The 16,341-nt window shown below is 72.1% G+C and carries 14 protein-coding genes; 7 read left to right on the top strand and 7 right to left on the bottom strand.

What is annotated here, in order from left to right; all coding sequences use genetic code 11:
• Positions 1 to 63: 63 nt before the first annotated feature.
• Positions 64 to 963 (bottom strand): hypothetical protein, encoded by a 900-nt coding sequence (locus ACFV6D_RS34795; RefSeq protein ID WP_063348280.1) that lies wholly within the window; start codon positions 961 to 963, stop codon positions 64 to 66.
• 162 nt (positions 964 to 1,125) lie between these two features.
• Between ACFV6D_RS34795 and ACFV6D_RS34800 the strand changes: the two genes are divergently transcribed.
• Positions 1,126 to 1,323, top strand: coding sequence for a hypothetical protein (locus ACFV6D_RS34800; RefSeq protein WP_079136271.1), 198 nt, complete (start codon positions 1,126 to 1,128; stop codon positions 1,321 to 1,323).
• Between the two features lie 14 nt (positions 1,324 to 1,337).
• On the opposite strand, the gene ACFV6D_RS34805 is transcribed toward ACFV6D_RS34800, so the two are convergent.
• Positions 1,338 to 2,051, bottom strand: coding sequence for a phosphatase PAP2 family protein (locus ACFV6D_RS34805; RefSeq protein WP_063348278.1), 714 nt, complete (start codon positions 2,049 to 2,051; stop codon positions 1,338 to 1,340).
• Positions 2,052 to 2,236: 185 nt separating this feature from the next.
• Entirely contained in the window at positions 2,237 to 3,463 is a 1,227-nt protein-coding gene (locus ACFV6D_RS34810; RefSeq protein ID WP_380562777.1) for an NlpC/P60 family protein, read from the bottom strand.
• Between the two features lie 248 nt (positions 3,464 to 3,711).
• On the opposite strand from ACFV6D_RS34810, the gene ACFV6D_RS34815 reads away from it, so the two are divergent.
• The 6 genes from ACFV6D_RS34815 (at position 3,712) to ACFV6D_RS34840 (ending at position 11,385) form a co-directional block, all read left to right on the top strand.
• Complete coding sequence (locus tag ACFV6D_RS34815) at positions 3,712 to 4,062, top strand: hypothetical protein (RefSeq protein ID WP_063348277.1); 351 nt, start codon at positions 3,712 to 3,714, stop codon at positions 4,060 to 4,062.
• 168 nt (positions 4,063 to 4,230) lie between these two features.
• On the top strand, positions 4,231 to 5,046 hold the full coding sequence (locus ACFV6D_RS34820) for a hypothetical protein (RefSeq protein ID WP_380562779.1): 816 nt from the start codon (positions 4,231 to 4,233) through the stop codon (positions 5,044 to 5,046).
• The gene (locus ACFV6D_RS34825; RefSeq protein WP_380562781.1) at positions 5,036 to 6,325 is read left to right on the top strand and encodes a hypothetical protein; all 1,290 of its coding nucleotides are present in this window, start codon (positions 5,036 to 5,038) and stop codon (positions 6,323 to 6,325) included. The genes ACFV6D_RS34820 and ACFV6D_RS34825 overlap by 11 nt, the downstream gene beginning before the upstream one ends.
• Positions 6,326 to 6,332: 7 nt before the next feature.
• Positions 6,333 to 7,907 (top strand): SCO6880 family protein, encoded by a 1,575-nt coding sequence (locus ACFV6D_RS34830; RefSeq protein ID WP_063348275.1) that lies wholly within the window; start codon positions 6,333 to 6,335, stop codon positions 7,905 to 7,907.
• 54 nt (positions 7,908 to 7,961) lie between these two features.
• Positions 7,962 to 9,311 (top strand): ATP-binding protein, encoded by a 1,350-nt coding sequence (locus tag ACFV6D_RS34835; protein ID WP_063348274.1) that lies wholly within the window; start codon positions 7,962 to 7,964, stop codon positions 9,309 to 9,311.
• A 274-nt stretch (positions 9,312 to 9,585) separates the two neighbouring features.
• Positions 9,586 to 11,385, top strand: a complete 1,800-nt coding sequence (locus ACFV6D_RS34840) for a bifunctional metallophosphatase/5'-nucleotidase (RefSeq protein WP_380562783.1) — start codon at positions 9,586 to 9,588, stop codon at positions 11,383 to 11,385.
• Positions 11,386 to 11,459: 74 nt separating this feature from the next.
• Here ACFV6D_RS34840 and ACFV6D_RS34845 read toward each other — a convergent pair whose 3' ends face one another.
• The 4 genes from ACFV6D_RS34845 to ACFV6D_RS34860 form a co-directional block, all read right to left on the bottom strand.
• On the bottom strand, positions 11,460 to 12,953 hold the full coding sequence (locus ACFV6D_RS34845; RefSeq protein ID WP_380341842.1) for a sensor histidine kinase: 1,494 nt from the start codon (positions 12,951 to 12,953) through the stop codon (positions 11,460 to 11,462).
• Positions 12,950 to 13,720 carry a response regulator transcription factor gene (locus ACFV6D_RS34850; RefSeq protein ID WP_063348272.1) on the bottom strand — a complete coding sequence of 257 codons (771 nt, stop codon included), beginning with the start codon at positions 13,718 to 13,720 and terminating at the stop codon, positions 12,950 to 12,952. Before ACFV6D_RS34850 ends, ACFV6D_RS34845 begins: the two co-directional genes overlap by 4 nt.
• A 63-nt stretch (positions 13,721 to 13,783) precedes the next feature.
• Positions 13,784 to 14,926 carry a S1C family serine protease gene (locus ACFV6D_RS34855; protein WP_380562785.1) on the bottom strand — a complete coding sequence of 381 codons (1,143 nt, stop codon included), beginning with the start codon at positions 14,924 to 14,926 and terminating at the stop codon, positions 13,784 to 13,786.
• Positions 14,927 to 15,051: 125 nt separating this feature from the next.
• Positions 15,052 to 16,113: a LacI family DNA-binding transcriptional regulator gene (locus ACFV6D_RS34860; protein ID WP_363632082.1), complete on the bottom strand. Its 1,062-nt coding sequence runs from the start codon at positions 16,111 to 16,113 to the stop codon at positions 15,052 to 15,054.
• Positions 16,114 to 16,341: the final 228 nt, after the last annotated feature.

A 16,341-nucleotide genomic window follows, 5' to 3' on the forward strand; every position in this document is an offset into this window, starting at 1 on the left:
GCGCGGCCCCCCCCCCCGCCGGCGCCCCGGTTCGCCCCGGCGCCGGAGCCCTGCCCCGGCGGCCTACTTCGGGCTCTCCGAGGGCTTCATCGCGTAGATGTCCGAGGCCGGCGGCTCGGCCGCCTCCACCGGCTTGCCGAAGTCCGTCACCGAGGTGGTCGACGTCACCTTCACCTGGTCCTTGGCCTCCTTCGAACCGGCCACCCCGGCGAAGGTGAACACCTCGACCACCTTGTGCAGCCGGCCCTGGTCGTCCAGCCAGGCGTCGTACGGGACCTCCTTCACGGTGAAGGTCTGGGCCCCCATCCGCAGGCCGTCCCCGCCGCGGCCGCCGGTCGCGTCGGCCGCCTTGGCCAGGTCCAGGGTGCCGCGGTAGTGGTGCAGCGCCACCCCGTCGACAGTCTCGGTGCCGACCGCGTCCGCCTTCTGCGCCCCGCGCAGGGCGCCCGCCGCCGAGGCCGGGTCGGTGGCGCCGCTGCTGACCAGGTTGCCGTCCGGCAGCTGGCGCACGTCCAGCTTGACCCACTTGCCCTCGGGCACCTTGGCGCCGCTGTTCTGCAGGTAGACGGTGCCCGGCAGGACCACCTCGACGATCTTCCCGGTGGTCGCCGCGCCCGGCGGCACCTGGACCTCCAGCCGGCCGATCCGCTTCACGTAGTCGTAGCCGCCCGTCCCGGTGAAGACGGCCTTCTTCTCGGACGACTCGGTGACCAACTCGGTGGCGGTGTGCGCGGAGCCGGTGCGGCCCGTGATGTCGGCGCTGTTGCGCACCGCCGTCAGCGGGTCCGCGGCGAGCTGGTCGGGGGCACCCGACTGCCGGTCGGAGGAGCCGCCCCCGGAGCCGGCCGCGCAGCCGGCGGACAGGCCGGCCAGGGCGGCGGCGAGCAGGGCGGCCCCGGCCGCCGAACGCAGATGCGGCAGCGGACGGCGCCCCGGCCGTCCGCCACGCTGCTGGTCGGTCATCTTCATCCTCGCGACAACCCCCTCAGGCCTGACTGCCCTGCCGACACCACCAGGTGAACAGAGCTCTTTCCGGGCAAACGAGTTGAGCCGCGAAGGGTTACGCGGAAGAGGTCTTGCGGACGGCATCGCGCGCCCGGCGCCCGGCGCGTTACGGTGAACCACGTGCACAGTGAGCTGCCGGCCTTCCCCGGCACCGCCCGGATGCCCGAACACCGTGTCGCGGTCAGCGAGCGCGGTTCCTTCGCCTTCGCGACCTGCAGCTGCGGCTGGTTCTCACCGGCCCGCCGCTCGCGCGACCTGGCCCGGCGCGAGGGGGACGACCACCTCGCCCTCGCCGAGAGCGGCGGCGGACCGGGGTAGCCGGGCCGGGCGGCTCACGCCGCCAGATCGGACTCCGGCGGCTGCTCCTCGGAACGCACCGCCCCGCGCTCGCGCCCGCGCCGCCGGCCGCGCGGGCCGGCGCCGGCCCGCTCCGGCGCCCGGATCAGCGGGGCGAGGGCGGTCCGGCCCAGCGCGTGGCAGAGCGGGACCAGCACCGCCATCGCGATCGGCGCCAGCAGCAGCACCACCGCGGCGGCGAGCGCGAAGCCGCCGATCACGTCGGTCGGGTAGTGCACGCCCATGAACATCCGGCAGAAGCCCTGCAACAGGGCCAGGCCCCCGGCGATCCAGCCGAGCCGCCGGTTCACCAGGAACAGTGCCACCGCCACGCCCATCGTCATGGTCGAGTGGTCGCTGACGAAGGAGTGGGTGCCGGCCTTGCCGTCCACCAGCACCAGCAGCCCGCTGTGGTCGACGAACGGGCGCGGGCGGTTCACGATCGCGGCGATCGGCAGGTTGGCCAGCTCGGCGATGGCGACGGAGAGTGGCACCCAGAGCAGCCCGGCGACGGCCACCGGCGCGTCCGGGCGGCGTCTCGCCTGCAGCCAGGCCACCAGGCCCAGCATCGCCAGGCCGATCAGGATGCCGTACTCACCGATCCACGAGACCAGGTGGTCCAGCCACTGCGGGGAGCGCTTGGCCAGTCCGTTGACGGCGTAGAGCAGGCCGAGGTCGGGGTTGGTCGTGTCGGCAAGCGGCGTCGACACGCCGCACCTCCTTCTGGTCCGCTGCAGCTGTTCGATCCGGTCGGGGCCCTTCCCGGCGCGGGAAGCTGACGGTGGGCCATCGGGATCAACGTCATCGCCGGGGCACAGCGTTCCACGGAAACGCGCGGTTATGGAAACTTGACTCAGCGTCCACAGGGCACTCACACCTCGGGGCCACGGGCGGCTCAGTTCCTCGCCGCCAGCCGCCCCGCCCCGGCGGGGTCCGGGCCGGTCGGGGCGGGTGGCGCGGCGGCCGCGGGGGGTCCGGCGGCGGGCCGGGTGGCGGCGTTGCTGGGGCTCGCCAGGGCTGCCGGAGCCACCGGGGCCGAAGGGGTGGTCGCCGCGGTCGGACTGGTCGAGCCGGTCGGCGTCGTCGAGCCCGGGCGGCTCGGGGCGCTCACGGAACCGTCCGCGTTGCGGGCCGGCAGCGCCTGGGCGCCGTCCGAGGTGACCCTGGTCGCGCCGATGTACTCCCTGGTGTCGATCTTGTCGTAGCGGATCACCGCGCCGGTGTGCGGCGCGTTGATCATGTAGCCGCCGCCGACGTAGATCCCGACGTGGTGGATGCTCCGCGGATCGTTCAGGTCCGTCGCCCAGAACACCAGGTCGCCCGGCCGCAGCTGATCGCGCGACGGGTGCGGGCCGGCGTACCACTGGTCGTTCGCCACCCGGGGCAGCGTGATGCCCACGCTGGCGTACGCCGCCTGGGTCAGGCCCGAGCAGTCGAACCGCCCGTTCTGCGAGGGCAGTCCCTCCCCGCCCCACAGGTACGGCGTCCCGAGCTTGCTCTGCGCGAAGTAGATCGCCGCGGCCGACTGCCCGGACACCTCCACCGGCGCCGTGGGCACGGTGAAGCTGCGGGCCATCGCCTGAATGTTCCTCACATAGCCCTGGGTCTCCTTGTACGGCGGCACCCCGTTGTACTTGGTCACCGCGTACGGGCCGGCGTTGTAGGCGGCCAGCAGGTTGGCCTGCCGGTCGCCCGGGACCTTGGCGACGTCCTTCGCGAGCGCGCAGTCGAAGGTGGCCGCCGAGGCGATCGCGTCCAGCGGGTCCCAGACGTCCTTCTTGCCGTCCCCATTGGCATCCGTGCCGTACGCCGCCCAGGTATCGGGCATGAACTGCGCCATTCCCTGTGCCCCGACGCCCGATTGGGCCTTCGGATCGAAACCGCTTTCCTGGTAGAGCTGTGCCGCGAGCATCGGCGGCGAGATCTCCGGGCAGAGCGCGCCCCACTGCTGGATCGGCGCCTGGAACGCCGCCGGGACCGTCCCCGGCGAGAGTGCGGCGCGATTCGCCGACTGCTGCGGCGTCCCACTCGCCGCGAACGTCCCCACCGTCACCAAACCGAGCAACCCGAACGTCACAACTCCCGCAGCGGCGGCGGCCGTACCGGCCTTCCGGAGTACCATCAGCACCATCCCGACGAATCGTCAGTCGAAGTGTTCCGGAAGGCGTTGCTCACCGCAATCATCAGAGATACAAAGAGTGAGCGCTATCCTTCGTACGGTGGACATCCTCGCGTACGTGCCCGGTACCTCACGACCAATCCGCGAGAAGTAGCCAAGTCGACATCAGATCTGGCCAAGAATAGGTACCGACCCTTCGCGCGGGCGGGGTCAGGGCCCTTGAATTTGCCTGATCGGGCGGTGAGATGGAAATGAACCTGAGCAGCGTGCACACGAACGCGATCGGCCACCTGGCCGAGGACCCACCAAAGAAGCCGAATATCGACACCATCATCGGCGGGATCGCCCCGGACTGGGGCCCGTTCGCGACCCTCGGGTCGGAGGCCAGGGTGATGGTCGAGGTCATCATGGCCGTCGCCATCCTCCTCTGCCTCGGCATCGCCGTCTGGGGGGCGGCCAAACAGCGGATCGGTGCGACCGCGATGCGCGACAGCTTCGGCGCCGAACAGGGCAAGGGGCTGATCGTCGCCGGTCTGACCGGCGTGTTCATCATTGGATCACTCGGCACTCTGTTCACCATTGTCTACGGCATGGCGATCTGACGATCGGACAGCAGTAGCCAGGCCCGCCCGCCCCGGGGCCAGGTCCCCGTCCGGACCGCCCCGAGCCCACCCGCCAGCAGTCCACCCCCCGTTCCCACCCTCCGTCCGCGCCCGCCCCCGGCGGAGGGCCCCCGGAGCCCCCCGGCTCCCCGCACCAGGAGGGCCGCCGTGCCGTTGTCCGACGACCAGCCGCACACCCGTACGCGGCTGCCGGTCGGCGAACAGCCCTCCTCCCAGCCGACCCAGCGTCAGGCCCGACCGCTCCGCACCCTGCTGACCGTCCTCGTCGTCGTCACCCTGCTCGTCGTGGCCATCTCCATCGCCAACCGCGACAAACCCGACCCCGGCAGCACCGGCCGCTCCGCCGACCACGCCGCCCCCACCGCGCCCGCCGGCGCCGGCCCCGCCCCCAGCGGCGACCAGCCCGTCGGCACCACCACCAACGGCATCGGCTCCGGCTACCCGCACACCGACCAGGGCGCCCAGTCCGCCGCCGCCAACTACGCGGTGGCGATCGGCTCCGCCGACATGTTCCGCGCCGACAGCCGCCACACCATCGTCGCCACCATCGCCGACCCGGGCGCGGTCTCGGGCCTCCAGGGCCGCCTGGACCAGGGGTTCGGCGGCGACACCGCCGCCCGTTACGGCCTCGACGCCCAAGGCCGCGCGCCCAAGGGCCTCACGTTCGTCAGCCGCACCGTCCCCGTCGGCGCCAAGTCGACCGGCTACAGCGACGGCGACGCCAAGGTCGAGGTCTGGTGCACCGGCCTCACCGGCCTCGCCGGCGAACACTCGGTCCAGCCCGTGACGACGAACTGGTTCACCCTCACGCTCTCGCTCCACTGGACGGGCGGCGACTGGAAGCTCACCGACTTCACCAGCAAGCAGGGCCCCGCGCCGATGCCGGGGGACCAGCAGGCCGCCACCGCCGACGAGATCACCGGCGCCGTCCAGCAGCTCGGGGGGTTCCGCTATGCCCGTTGACCAGACCTCACACCGCTCCACCGCACGCCGAGCGGGCACGCTGGCGGGCGCGTTCGCCGCCTTGCAGGTCGCGGCGCTGCTGGCGGCCCAGCGGGTGTTCGCCGAGCCGTCACCGTCGGCCACGCCGTCCGCCACCCCCACGTGCCAGAAGGTCGATCTGCCGATCCCGGGCAGCGACGCGGGCTGCGCCCCGAATGGCGCGGTCGTCATCCCGGGCGGTGGGGCCATCGGGAGTGTGGCCGATCCGTTGGGGTCGTTGGCCAAGGGGTGTGCCCAGGCGGCGGCTTGGGTGGTGCGGAAGTTGTCGAGCGCGATCGACGGGACGACGCAGGTGGACTTCACCAATGCGTCGTTCCTGCAGCAGTACGCGGTGGTGTTCGCCGTGTCGACGGTGATCACGCTGGTGCTGTGGCTGCTGGCGGTGACGAAGCGGGCGGTGCGGGGGGCGCCGTTGGCGACGGCGTTCACGGAGGCGATCGGCTTCCTGTGGCTGACCGTCGTGGCGTCCGCGTTCACGCCGCTGATCCTCTACACCGTGGTGAGCGTGACGGACGGGCTGACCAAGGCGATCGCGGTGGGGACGAAGTCGGACACCGGGTCGTACCTGGGCGCGTTCGCCGACACCCTGGAGAAGGGGGACATGGGCGGCGGCCCGCTGATCCTGATCATCGTGTCGCTGGTGGCGGTGCTGGCGGCGGCGGTGCTCTGGATCGAGCTGCTGATCCGGGCGGCGATGCTGTACGTGGGCGCGCTGCTGGGTACGGCGGTGTACGCGGGGTTGGTGGACAAGCAGCTGTGGAAGCACGTGCGCCGGTGGGCGGGGGTGATGGTGGCGGTGGACCTGGCGAAGCCGATCATCGTGGTCATCCTGGGCCTGGCGGGTGCGGTGGCGTCGGGGGCCGGGGCCAGCGACGACTTCGCGCGGGTGCTGTCGGGGCTGGCGATCCTGTTCCTGTCGATCTTCGCGAGCGCCGCCGTGTACCGCTTCGTGCCGGGCTTCGGCGACGAGATCATGAACATGCGCCATGCCCGGGCGAGTGCGGTGTCGGCCGGTTCGGCGATGATCAACGGCACCGCGAACCTGATGAAGCAGGGCATCACCACCCACGGTGACCGCGGGCCGGTCGGTGCGGGTGGCGGCGGCGGGGGTGCGGGCGGCGGTTCGGTCGCGCCGGGCATCGCCGCGCACGCCGGGCGGACGCCGGCGCCACCACCGCAGGCCGGGCCGCCGCAGACCTCGGTTCCGATCCGCGACAGCAACTCAGCGAAGGGAGGGTGACGGGTAAGTGAGCAGTGAACCGCTCGGCCAGTACGGAGCCCAGTACGCCCAGCCGTACGTGCACCAGCGCCGCACCTACCTGATCGGCAAGGCCCGCCCGAACGCGCCGATCGGCCGCAACCGGGAGTCCGGCGAGATCGTCCTGATCATCTTCGGGGCGTTCCTCGGCATGCTCTGGGGCCTGCTGATGCCGATCCTGCCGCTGCGGATCGGCGGCCTGATCGGCCTGCCCATGGTGGCCATCGCGGCGGTGTACGTGCCGTACCGCAGGCGGACGTTCTACAAGTGGGCGGAGATCAACCGCACCTACCGCCGGACGGTGCGCAGCGGCCGGTCGGTGTGGCGCTCGGACGTGATGGACGCCGGGACCCGGATGGACGGCCGGGAGGTGGAGGTCGGCCCGCCGCCCGGGGTGGGGCGGCTGCGCTGGCTGGCCGCGCCGTTCGGGCCGGACGAGGTCGGGGTGCTGATGCACCTGGAGCGGCGGACGGTGACGGCCGCGATCGAGATCGAGGGCCCGGGTGTCGGCCTGCGCGACTCGGAGGACCAGGAGGCGCTGGTCGACCGGTTCGGCACGCTGCTGAAGCACGTCGCCAACGGGGACGGCTTCGTGACCCGGTTGCAGATCCTGGCCCGGACGCTGCCGGCCGACCCGGACGCGCACGCCAAGGACGTCGAGCGGCGCGGGGACCACGACGCGCCGCGCTGGCTGCAGGACTCGTACGACCAGTTGCAGTCGATGGTGTCGACCTCCTCGGAGCAGCACCGGGCGTACCTGGTGGCCTGCATGCACTACACCCGCGACCTGGCGGCCGAGGCGCACGCGATGGGCCGTACGGCGACCGGTCGGCGGGCCCGGGACGACGAGGGGCTGGCGGCCGTGATGGCGCGCGAGCTGACCGACATCTGCGCCCGGCTGGCGGAGGCGGACATCCGGGTGCGCCAGCCGTTGGGGCAGGCCCGGCTCTCCTCGCTGCTGCACTCGATGTACGACCCGGACCACCCGATCGACCACATCCAGGCGATGTCCCGGCGCAACGCCTGGCCGGCCGAACTGGACGCGACCAACCCGCAGTACCTGGAGGCGAAGACCCGCGAGTCGGCGACCCGGGAGCCGTGGTGCCACGCCACCGCGTGGATCAAGGAGTGGCCGCTGACCCCGGTGGGGGTCAACTTCCTGGCGCCGCTGCTGGTGCACACCCCGGACGTGATCCGGACCGTCGCGGTGACGATGGACCTGGAGCCCACCGACGTCGCGATCGAGCGGATGCTGACCGAGAAGACCAACGACGAGGCGGAGGCCAGCCGCGCGGCCAAGATGAACCGGACGGTCGACCCGCGCGACCTGGCCCACACCGGCCGGGTGGACCAGCGCGGCGACGACCTGGCCTCCGGTGCGGCCGGGGTGAACCTGGTCGGCTACATCACGGTGTCCTCGCGTAACCCCGACGCGCTGGCCCGGGACAAGCGCACCATCCGGGCCTCGGCCGGCAAGAGCTACCTCAAGCTGGAGTGGTGCGACCGCGAGCACCACCGGGCCTTCGTCAACACCCTGCCGTTCGCGACCGGCATCCGCCGCTGACGCCCGGTCCGCACCGCTCCACCATCGCCCGTCGACCAGACCAGGAGGCCGTACATGGCGCTCGGCAACCTCTCCGAGGCGTTCACCAGCCTGATGTTCGGCAAGGTGGAGACCACCCGGCTGCCGGTGCGTACCTCCACCGGCCAGGCGCAGGCGGTCTACCTGCCCACCGCCGCGCCGGGGCTGGGCGACTCGGGCGTGATCATCGGCCGTGAGGTGTACAGCGGCAAGGGGTACGTCTACGACCCCTTCCAGCTGTACGGGCAGCAGCTGCCGGCCCCGCACTGGCTGGTGCTCGGCGAGTCCGGCAACGGCAAGTCGGCGCTGGAGAAGACGTACGTGTTGCGGCAGTTGAGGTTCCGCGACCGGCAGGTCGTGGTGCTCGACGCGCAGGGCGAGGACGGCGTCGGCGAGTGGAACCTGATCGCCAACGCGCTGGGCATAAAGTCGATCCGGCTCGACCCGATGGCCGCCCGGGACGGCGGGGTGAAGCTCAACCCGCTGGACCCGGCGATCACCCAGACCGGCCAGTTGTCGCTGCTGCGCACCATCGTCGAGGTCGCGATGGGGCGGGGCCTGGAGGAGCGGGCCGGGTTCGCGCTGAAGGCCGCGCACGCCCATGTGGTGGCGACGGTGAAGGACCGTCAGCCGGTGCTGGACGACATCATCGACACCCTGCGCAGCCCCGAGCTGTCCTCGGTGGAGTCGCTGGGCGTGGCGGTGGACGAGGTGCAGTCCTGGGGCCTGGACGTGGCGCTGGTGCTGGACCGGCTGGTCGACGGCGACCTGCGCGGCATGTTCGACGGGTCGACCACCGACGGCATCGACCTGGACGCGCCGCTGATCGTCTTCGACCTCTCGCACATCGACCGCAACTCGATCGCTATGCCGATCCTGATGGCGATCGTCGGCGTGTGGCTGGAGCACACCTGGATCCGGCCGGACCGGAAGAAGCGCATCTTCCTGGTCGAGGAGGCCTGGCACATCATCAACAGCCCCTTCGTGGCGCAGCTGTTCCAGCGGCTGCTGAAGTTCGGCCGCCGGCTCGGGCTCTCCTTCGTCGCGGTGGTGCACCACCTGTCCGACGTGGTGGACGGTGCGGCGGCCAAGGAGGCGTCGGCGATCCTGAAGATGGCCTCCACCCGGACGATCTACATGCAGAAGGCGGAGGAGGCGCGGTCCACCGGCCGGGTGCTGGGCCTGCCGCGCTGGGCGGTGGAGATCATCCCCACCCTGTCGCCGGGCATCGCGGTCTGGGACGTCAACGGCAATGTCCAGGTGGTCAAGCACATCATCACCGAGGCCGAGCGGCCGCTGGTGTACACCGACCGTGCGATGACCGAGGACGCGGTGGCCGAACGGGACCGGGCCGAGCGACAGTTGGCTGCCGAGCCGGGAGTCTGAGCGGCCGGTCGGGGGTCTGAGCGGCCGGGTCGGGGGGCCTGGGCGGCCGGGTCGGGGGGCCTGGGCGGGTCGGGCGGGTGGTCTGGGCGGGGAGGCCCGGACGGGGGCACCGGCGCTGGTCGGACGGCGATGGTTCGTCAGGAGGTAATCCTCTCGTTACGTTCGACATCCTGACAGCTACGCGCGTTGACTCTAGGCTTCACAGGCGCAACACATCACCCAGACGCCCGGTCAAGTCCACAGCGGGCGCTCCTCCAAGGTGCAGGGGACCCTCATGCTCACCGTCAGATCCCGACGCGCGGCGCTCGCCGTCGTCGCCGCCGCAGGTCTGTTCGGCACGGTGGCCGTGCCGACGGCCGCGCAGGCCGCCGACGCCAACGCCAAGCGTCACAAGACCGTCAACCTCCAGCTGCTGGCGATCAACGACTTCCACGGCAACCTGGAGCCCCCGGCCGGTTCGTCCGGCACCATCCGGGAGATCGACCCGGCCACCGGCAAGGAGGTCTCGACCCCGGCCGGTGGCATCGAGTACCTGGCCACTGAGCTGCGCAAGGCCCGGATCCCGGCCGACGACTCGATCACCGTCGCGGCCGGCGACATCATCGGCGCCAGCCCGCTCACCTCGGCGCTCTTCCACGACGAGCCGACCATCGAGGCGATGGACAAGCTCGGCCTGGACGTCACCTCGGTCGGCAACCACGAGTTCGACGAGGGCGCGCAGGAGCTGCTGCGCATGCAGGACGGCGGCTGCCACCCGGTCGACGGCTGCTACGAGCCCGGCCGCACGTTCAAGGGCGCCAACTTCAACTACCTGTCGGCCAACGTCACCGACGAGAAGACCGGCAAGCCGCTGCTGGCCCCGTACTGGGTGACCAAGTCCCAGGGCGTGAAGGTCGGCTTCATCGGCGTCACCCTGGAGGGCACGCCGAACATCGTGACCGCCGAGGGCGTCAAGGGCCTGAAGTTCGCCAACGAGGTCACCACGATCAACAAGTACGCCGCCGAGCTCAAGGCCAAGGGCGTCAACTCGATCGTCGCGCTGATCCACGAGGGCGGCTACCCGGCCAGCAGCGTCTACAACTACGACTGCGGCCCGGCCGGCCAGGGCATCTCCGGTCCGATCGTCGACATCTCCAAGAAGCTCGACCCGTCGATCGGCGCCATCGTCACCGGCCACACCCACAACGCGTACGCCTGCACCATCCCCGACCCCAACGGCGTCCCGCGCTCGGTCACCAGCGCCGCCTCCTTCGGCCGGCTGTACACCGAGATCGACATGAAGCTGGACAAGACCACCGGCGAGATCGTCCGCCCGACGGTCAAGGCCGAGAACCACGTGGTGCGCCGCACCGTCGAGAAGGCGCCCGACATGACGGCGCTGGTCGACCACTACTCCAAGCTGGCCGCCCCGATCGCCAACCGGCCGATCGGCTACATCGCCTCGGACATCAACGGCCGCGGCAACAGCGACCTGGAGAAGCCGCTCGGTGACCTGATCGCCGACGCGCAGGTGGAGGGGCTCGCCCCGGCCGCCAAGGGCGGGGCGCAGGTCGCCTTCATGAACCCCGGCGGCATCCGCTCCGACCTGGTCTACAAGGCCTCCGGCGCCGAGGGCGACGGCGTGGTGACCTACGGCGAGGCGTTCACCGTCCAGCCGTTCACCAACATGATGCAGGTCAAGACGCTGACCGGCGCCCAGCTGGTGCAGCTGCTCCAGCAGCAGGTCAGCGGCTCCAACGCGGCCGCGCCGAAGATCCTCCAGGCGTCCTCGGGCCTCCACTACACCCTGGACATGCGCAAGACCGGTGCGGACCGGGTGGTCGTCGACTCGATCCGGCTGAACGGCGCCCCGATCGACCAGGCCGCCAAGTACCGGGTCGCGGCCAACGAGTTCCTGGCCGGCGGTGGCGACGGCTTCCCGGCCTTCGCGGCCGGCACCGACAAGCTCGTCGGCGCCTCCGACCTGGACGTCTTCGCCGCCTACCTGGGTGCCCACAGCTCGGCGGCCTCGCCGCTGAAGGCCCCGGCGCAGGATCGGATCAAGGTCATCGGCCCGGGCGTCGACATCGACTGACCGTGAGCCGGTACAGGACGGGCGGGGCGCTGTCGGGGCGCCCCGCCCGTCCTGCGTTGTCCGCCTGTCCCGCCCTATTCGGGGGCGGGGCCGCCGGGCAGCCGGACGGTCGCCAGCGCGCCCGGGCCGCCGTCCCCGGCCGGGCCCAGCGACACCTCGCCGCCCGCCTCCCGGACGCTCTGCGCGACGATCGACAGGCCCAGGCCGGAGCCGGGCAGCTGTCGCGAGGACGGCGAACGCCAGAACCGGTCGAACACGTACTGCAGTTCCTCCGGCGGGATGCCGGGGCCGTGGTCGCGGACGGTCAACACGCCCTGCTGGAGCCGGACTTCGATGGTGCCGCCGGGCGGGCTGTACTTGACCGCGTTGTCCAGCAGGTTGATCACCGCCCGTTCGAGCCCGGCGGCGTCGCCGTGCACGAACCAGGGGTCGGTCGCGGTCTCGAAGACCAGCCCCGGGCCGCGCAGCTTCGCCCGCTCGACCGCCCGCCCGGCGATCTCGTGCAGGGCCACCACGGTGGGGTTGTGGACCGGCTTGGGGGAGTCCGGGCGGGACAGCTGGAGCAGGTCCCCGATCAGGACGGTGAGCTCCTGCATCTGCGCCTTCATGTTGCCCAGCAGCTTGGTCTTGGTCGCGGCGGGCAGCGGGCGGCCCGTGTCGTTGCTGCGGATCAGCAGGTCGACGTTGGTGCGCAGCGAGGTGAGCGGGGTGCGCAGCTCGTGCCCGGCGTCGGCGATCAGACGGGTCTGCCGCTCGCGGGAGTTGGCGAGGGCGGTGCTCATCGAGTTGAAGGAGGTGGAGAGCCGTGCGATCTCGTCGTCCCCCTGGACGGGGATGGTGGTGCCGACCTCCTCGGTGCGGGCGATGTGCTCGACGGCGTCGGTGAGTTGGTCGACGGGCTTGAGCGCGGACCGGGCGACCACGCGGCCGGCGATGGCGGCGAGGATGATCCCGCCGAGGGCCACGCCGCCGAGGAGGAGGGCGAGCCGCTGGAGGGAGTCCTCGATGGGCTGGGAGGGGGTCGCCACCATGACGACGACGGGCACCTGGAAGCTGTGGTTCAGGGTCAGCCGGACGATCGCGGGGTCGCCGTTGGTGTACCGGCCGTCCCGGATGATCGACTGGCCCGGCTTGAGCCGGAATCCGGCGGCGTCCGCCGACGTGGCCACGATGGCCTTGGTCGCCCCGGGGGGCAGGCAGACGCCCTCGGCCCCGGCCCGGAGGAACTGGGTGTCCCGGGGGACGGCTCCGCTGATGTCCGGGATGACGACGCCGCGCTGGTTCTCCAGCGCGGCTTCCGGGGTGGCGTAGCAGACCAGGGGGTTCCTCCCGATCGGTGCTGCGGGAGCACCCGCCAGGTCCGCCCGGACCTGGTCGTACAGCTGCTTCTCCACGATGAACCAGCAGGCCAGCGCCGACAGGGCGATGGCCACCGCGACCGCGGCCGCGCTCAGGAAGGTGAGGCGGCTGCGGAGGGAGCGGGAGCGGAGCCAGTGGGAGAGGCGCCGGCGGCGGGGGACGCCGGGTGGAGCCAGTGGCGGGGGCGGGTAGGGCGTGGGGGAGGTCACGTGGTGGCGCCGGCGGCCGGGCGCAGGGCGTAGCCGACGCCGCGTACGGTCTGGATGAGGCGGGGCATGCCGCCCTGCTCGGTCTTGCGGCGCAGGTACATCACGTAGACGTCCAGGGAGTTGGAGGAGGGTTCGAAGTCGAAGCCCCAGACGGCCTTGAGGATCTGTTCGCGGGTGAGGACCTGGCGGGGGTGGGCGAGGAACATCTCCAGCAGCATGAACTCGGTGCGGGTGAGTTCGACGGGCTTGCCGGCGCGGGTGACCTCGCGGGTGGCGGTGTTCATCCGCAGGTCGCCGAAGGCCAGCACCTCGCTCTCGTCCTCGGCGGCGGCGCGGGCGGCGGCCTCGGTGGCGAGGGCGTTGCGGCGCAGCAGGGCGCGGACGCGGGCGAGCAGTTCGTCGAGTTCGAAGGGCTTGGCGAGGTAGTCGTCGGCGCCGACGTCCAGGCCGGTGACGCGGTCGCCGACGGCGTCGCGGGCGGTGAGCATCAGGACGGGGACGGTGTCGCCGCGGGAGCGCATCCGGCGGACGGCGGTGAGGCCGTCCATCCGGGGCATCATGATGTCCAGCAGGACGAGGTCGGGCCGGTCGCGTTCGACGGACTCCAGGGCCTCGTAGCCGTCGGTGGCGGTGGCGACCTCGTAGCCCTCGAAGGCGAGGCTGCTCTCCAGGGCGTCCCGGAGGGCGGGTTCGTCGTCGACCACGAGGAGCCGGGCGGAGGGGTGGCCGGCCTCGGCGGCGGTGCGGTCGTCGGCGGACGGGGTCATGGGCTGCTGCCCTTTCTCGTCGGGTGGAGGGCCTGCTGGGGGTACCGGGGGTAATTGTCCGTCTTACAGGTTCTGGCCGGCCTCCAGTTTCGGCAGAACCTGCTTGATGTCGTTGATCGGGATGGCGAAGCCGAGGCCGACGCTGCCGGCGCTGCTGCCGCCGCCGCCGGCGGTGGAGCTGGCGCCGCTGGGGGCGTACATCGCCGAGTTGATGCCGATGACCTGGCCGTTGGCGTTGATGAGCGGGCCGCCGGAGTTGCCGGGGTTGAGGGCGGCGTCGGTCTGGAAGGCCTTGTAGGTGGTGGTGCTGCCGCTGTTCTGCTGCGGGAGGTTGCCGCGCGTGCCGGGCAGGTTGGGCAGGCCGGGCAGGCTGGGGAAGCCGAAGCCGCCGTTGCTGCTGGTGGTGCCCTCGTCGAGCTGGACGGTGACGTCGCGGTTCTCGGCGCTGATGATGCCGGAGGTGACGGTGCCGGTGAGGCCGTCCGGGTTGCCGATGGCGACGACGGGGTCGCCGACGGCCACGCCGGAGGAGTCGCCGAGGGTGGCGGGGGTGAGGTTCTTGCCGCCGCTCGCGGTGATCACGGCGACGTCGAGGGACTTGTCGGTGCCGGTGACGGTGGCCGGGGCGGTGGAGCCGTCCTTGAAGGCGACGGTGATCTGGCCGCCGTCGGCGGCGGTGTCGATCACGTGGTAGTTGGTGAGGATCCGTCCGCTGGTGTCGAGGATGACGCCGGTGCCGGTGGCGGTGCCGTTGCCGTTCTTGACGGTGATCTGGACGACGCTCGGCGAGACGGCGGCGGCGATGGCCGGCACGTCGGCGCCGCCGTCGGAGCGGGCGGAGACGGGGCTGGCGACGGTGCTGGTGCGGGCGGCGGAGCCGTGCTGCTCGGCGGCGACGAACCCGCCGGTGACGCCGCCGATGACGGCGGCGACCGCGGCGACGGCGGTGACCAGGGCGAGCCGTCCGCGCAGCAGGCCGCGCCGGGCGCGGTTGCCGTGGCCGCCGTGGCCGCCGGGCTGGCCGGCGGTGGGCGGCTCGGGGGGCATGGGCGGGGGCGGGGTCGGGGAGTCGAAGCCGCCTGCCGAGTGGTCCTCGTGGTACCCGTAGGCGGTCGTGGCGGCGCTGCTGCCGAGGACGGTGCCCTCGACCACGCGGGGCTCGTACGGGCCGTACTGCTCGTCGTGGTGCTGCTGCTGTTCGCTCATGCCGACCAACGTCCGCCTGGTGGATGAGGATGGCATGAGAACCGGCTCAGAAGGGTCCGAGAAGCCCGTTGGGTTCTCATAAAGCCTGGTCAGGCGGTGTGCGGTGGCGGGTGGAGCGGAGTGCGCTACTCCGCTTCCCCGGTCGGGACCGCCGCGGCGCCGCCACAGCCGCAGGAACGGCGGATCACCAGGCGGGACGGGAACTTGCGGACCCGCTCGGTGTCCGATCCGGGCACCATCAGCGAGTCGTCGAGCACCAGGTCCACGGCGGCCCGGGCCATCGCGTCGCGGTCGGAGGCGACGGTGGTCAGCGGCGGGTCGGCGAGTGCGGCCTCGGGGACGTCGTCGAAGCCGGCCACCGCGAGGTCCTCCGGGACCTTCAGACCGACCTCGCGGGCGGCCCGCAGCACACCGATCGCCTGGTCGTCGGTGGAGCAGAAGATCGCCCGCGGCCGGTCCGGCGAGCGCAGCACCCCGAGCGCGACCTCGTACGCGCCGTAGCGGTGGAAGGGCGCGTCGATCAGGTGGGGCTCGGTGGGCAGGCCGTGCGCGTCCATGGCGCGCTGCCAGCCCTCGACGTGGTCGATGACCGGGTCGCCGGGGGCGGGGGACTCGACCGGGCCGCCGAAGCAGGCCACGTACGGGTGCCCGTGCACCTCCAGCAGGTGGCGGACGACGGCCTCGGCGCCGCCCACATCGTCGGTGACCACCGCGACGTCGTCGATCGCCTCCGGGCGGCGGTGCAGCAGCACGACCTTGGCGCCCTCCATCGCGGCGAACTCCTCGGCGGCGCGCTGCGAGGGGCCCTGGCTGACCAGGATCAGGCCGGAGACGCGCATGCCGAGGAAGGCCCGGACGTAGTGCACCTCGCGGTCGTCCACGTAGTCGGAGTTGCCGATCAGCACGAGCTTGCCGCGCTCGGAGGCGGCCCGTTCCACGGCGTGCGCCATCTCGGCGAAGAAGGGCTGGCGGGCGTCCGGGACGACCATGCCGATCAGGTTGGTCCGGCGGGAGGCCATCGCCTGGGCGACGCTGTTCGGCCGGTAGCCGAGCTGCTCGATCGCGGCGAGGACCTTCTCCCGGGTCGCGGGCGCGACCGGGCGCGGCCCGTTGTTGATGACGTAGCTGACGACCGCGGTCGAGGTACCAGCCAGCCGGGCTACATCGTCGCGCGTCACTTTGGCCACGGGGGGGAGTCTACGCGTGTGGCGTGCGCGTCGGCAGTGGGATCTGGGGCCCGTCTTCGAACTCCCGCCTGCGTGGCGACGCTCCCCCAGCCTTCGGCCGGGAGGTACCCCCAGGGCACAAACGCACCTCGCCGCGTTGTCGTCGGTCGCCGATGGCCCCCAGCCTTCGGCCGGGAGGTGCCCCCACCGCATGGACTCCCTCCTCCGCCTTGCGATGCACGCACCCCA

It is taken from the genome of Kitasatospora sp. NPDC059812 (assembly GCF_042732075.1).
Taxonomy (GTDB): Bacteria; Actinomycetota; Actinomycetes; order Streptomycetales; family Streptomycetaceae; genus Kitasatospora.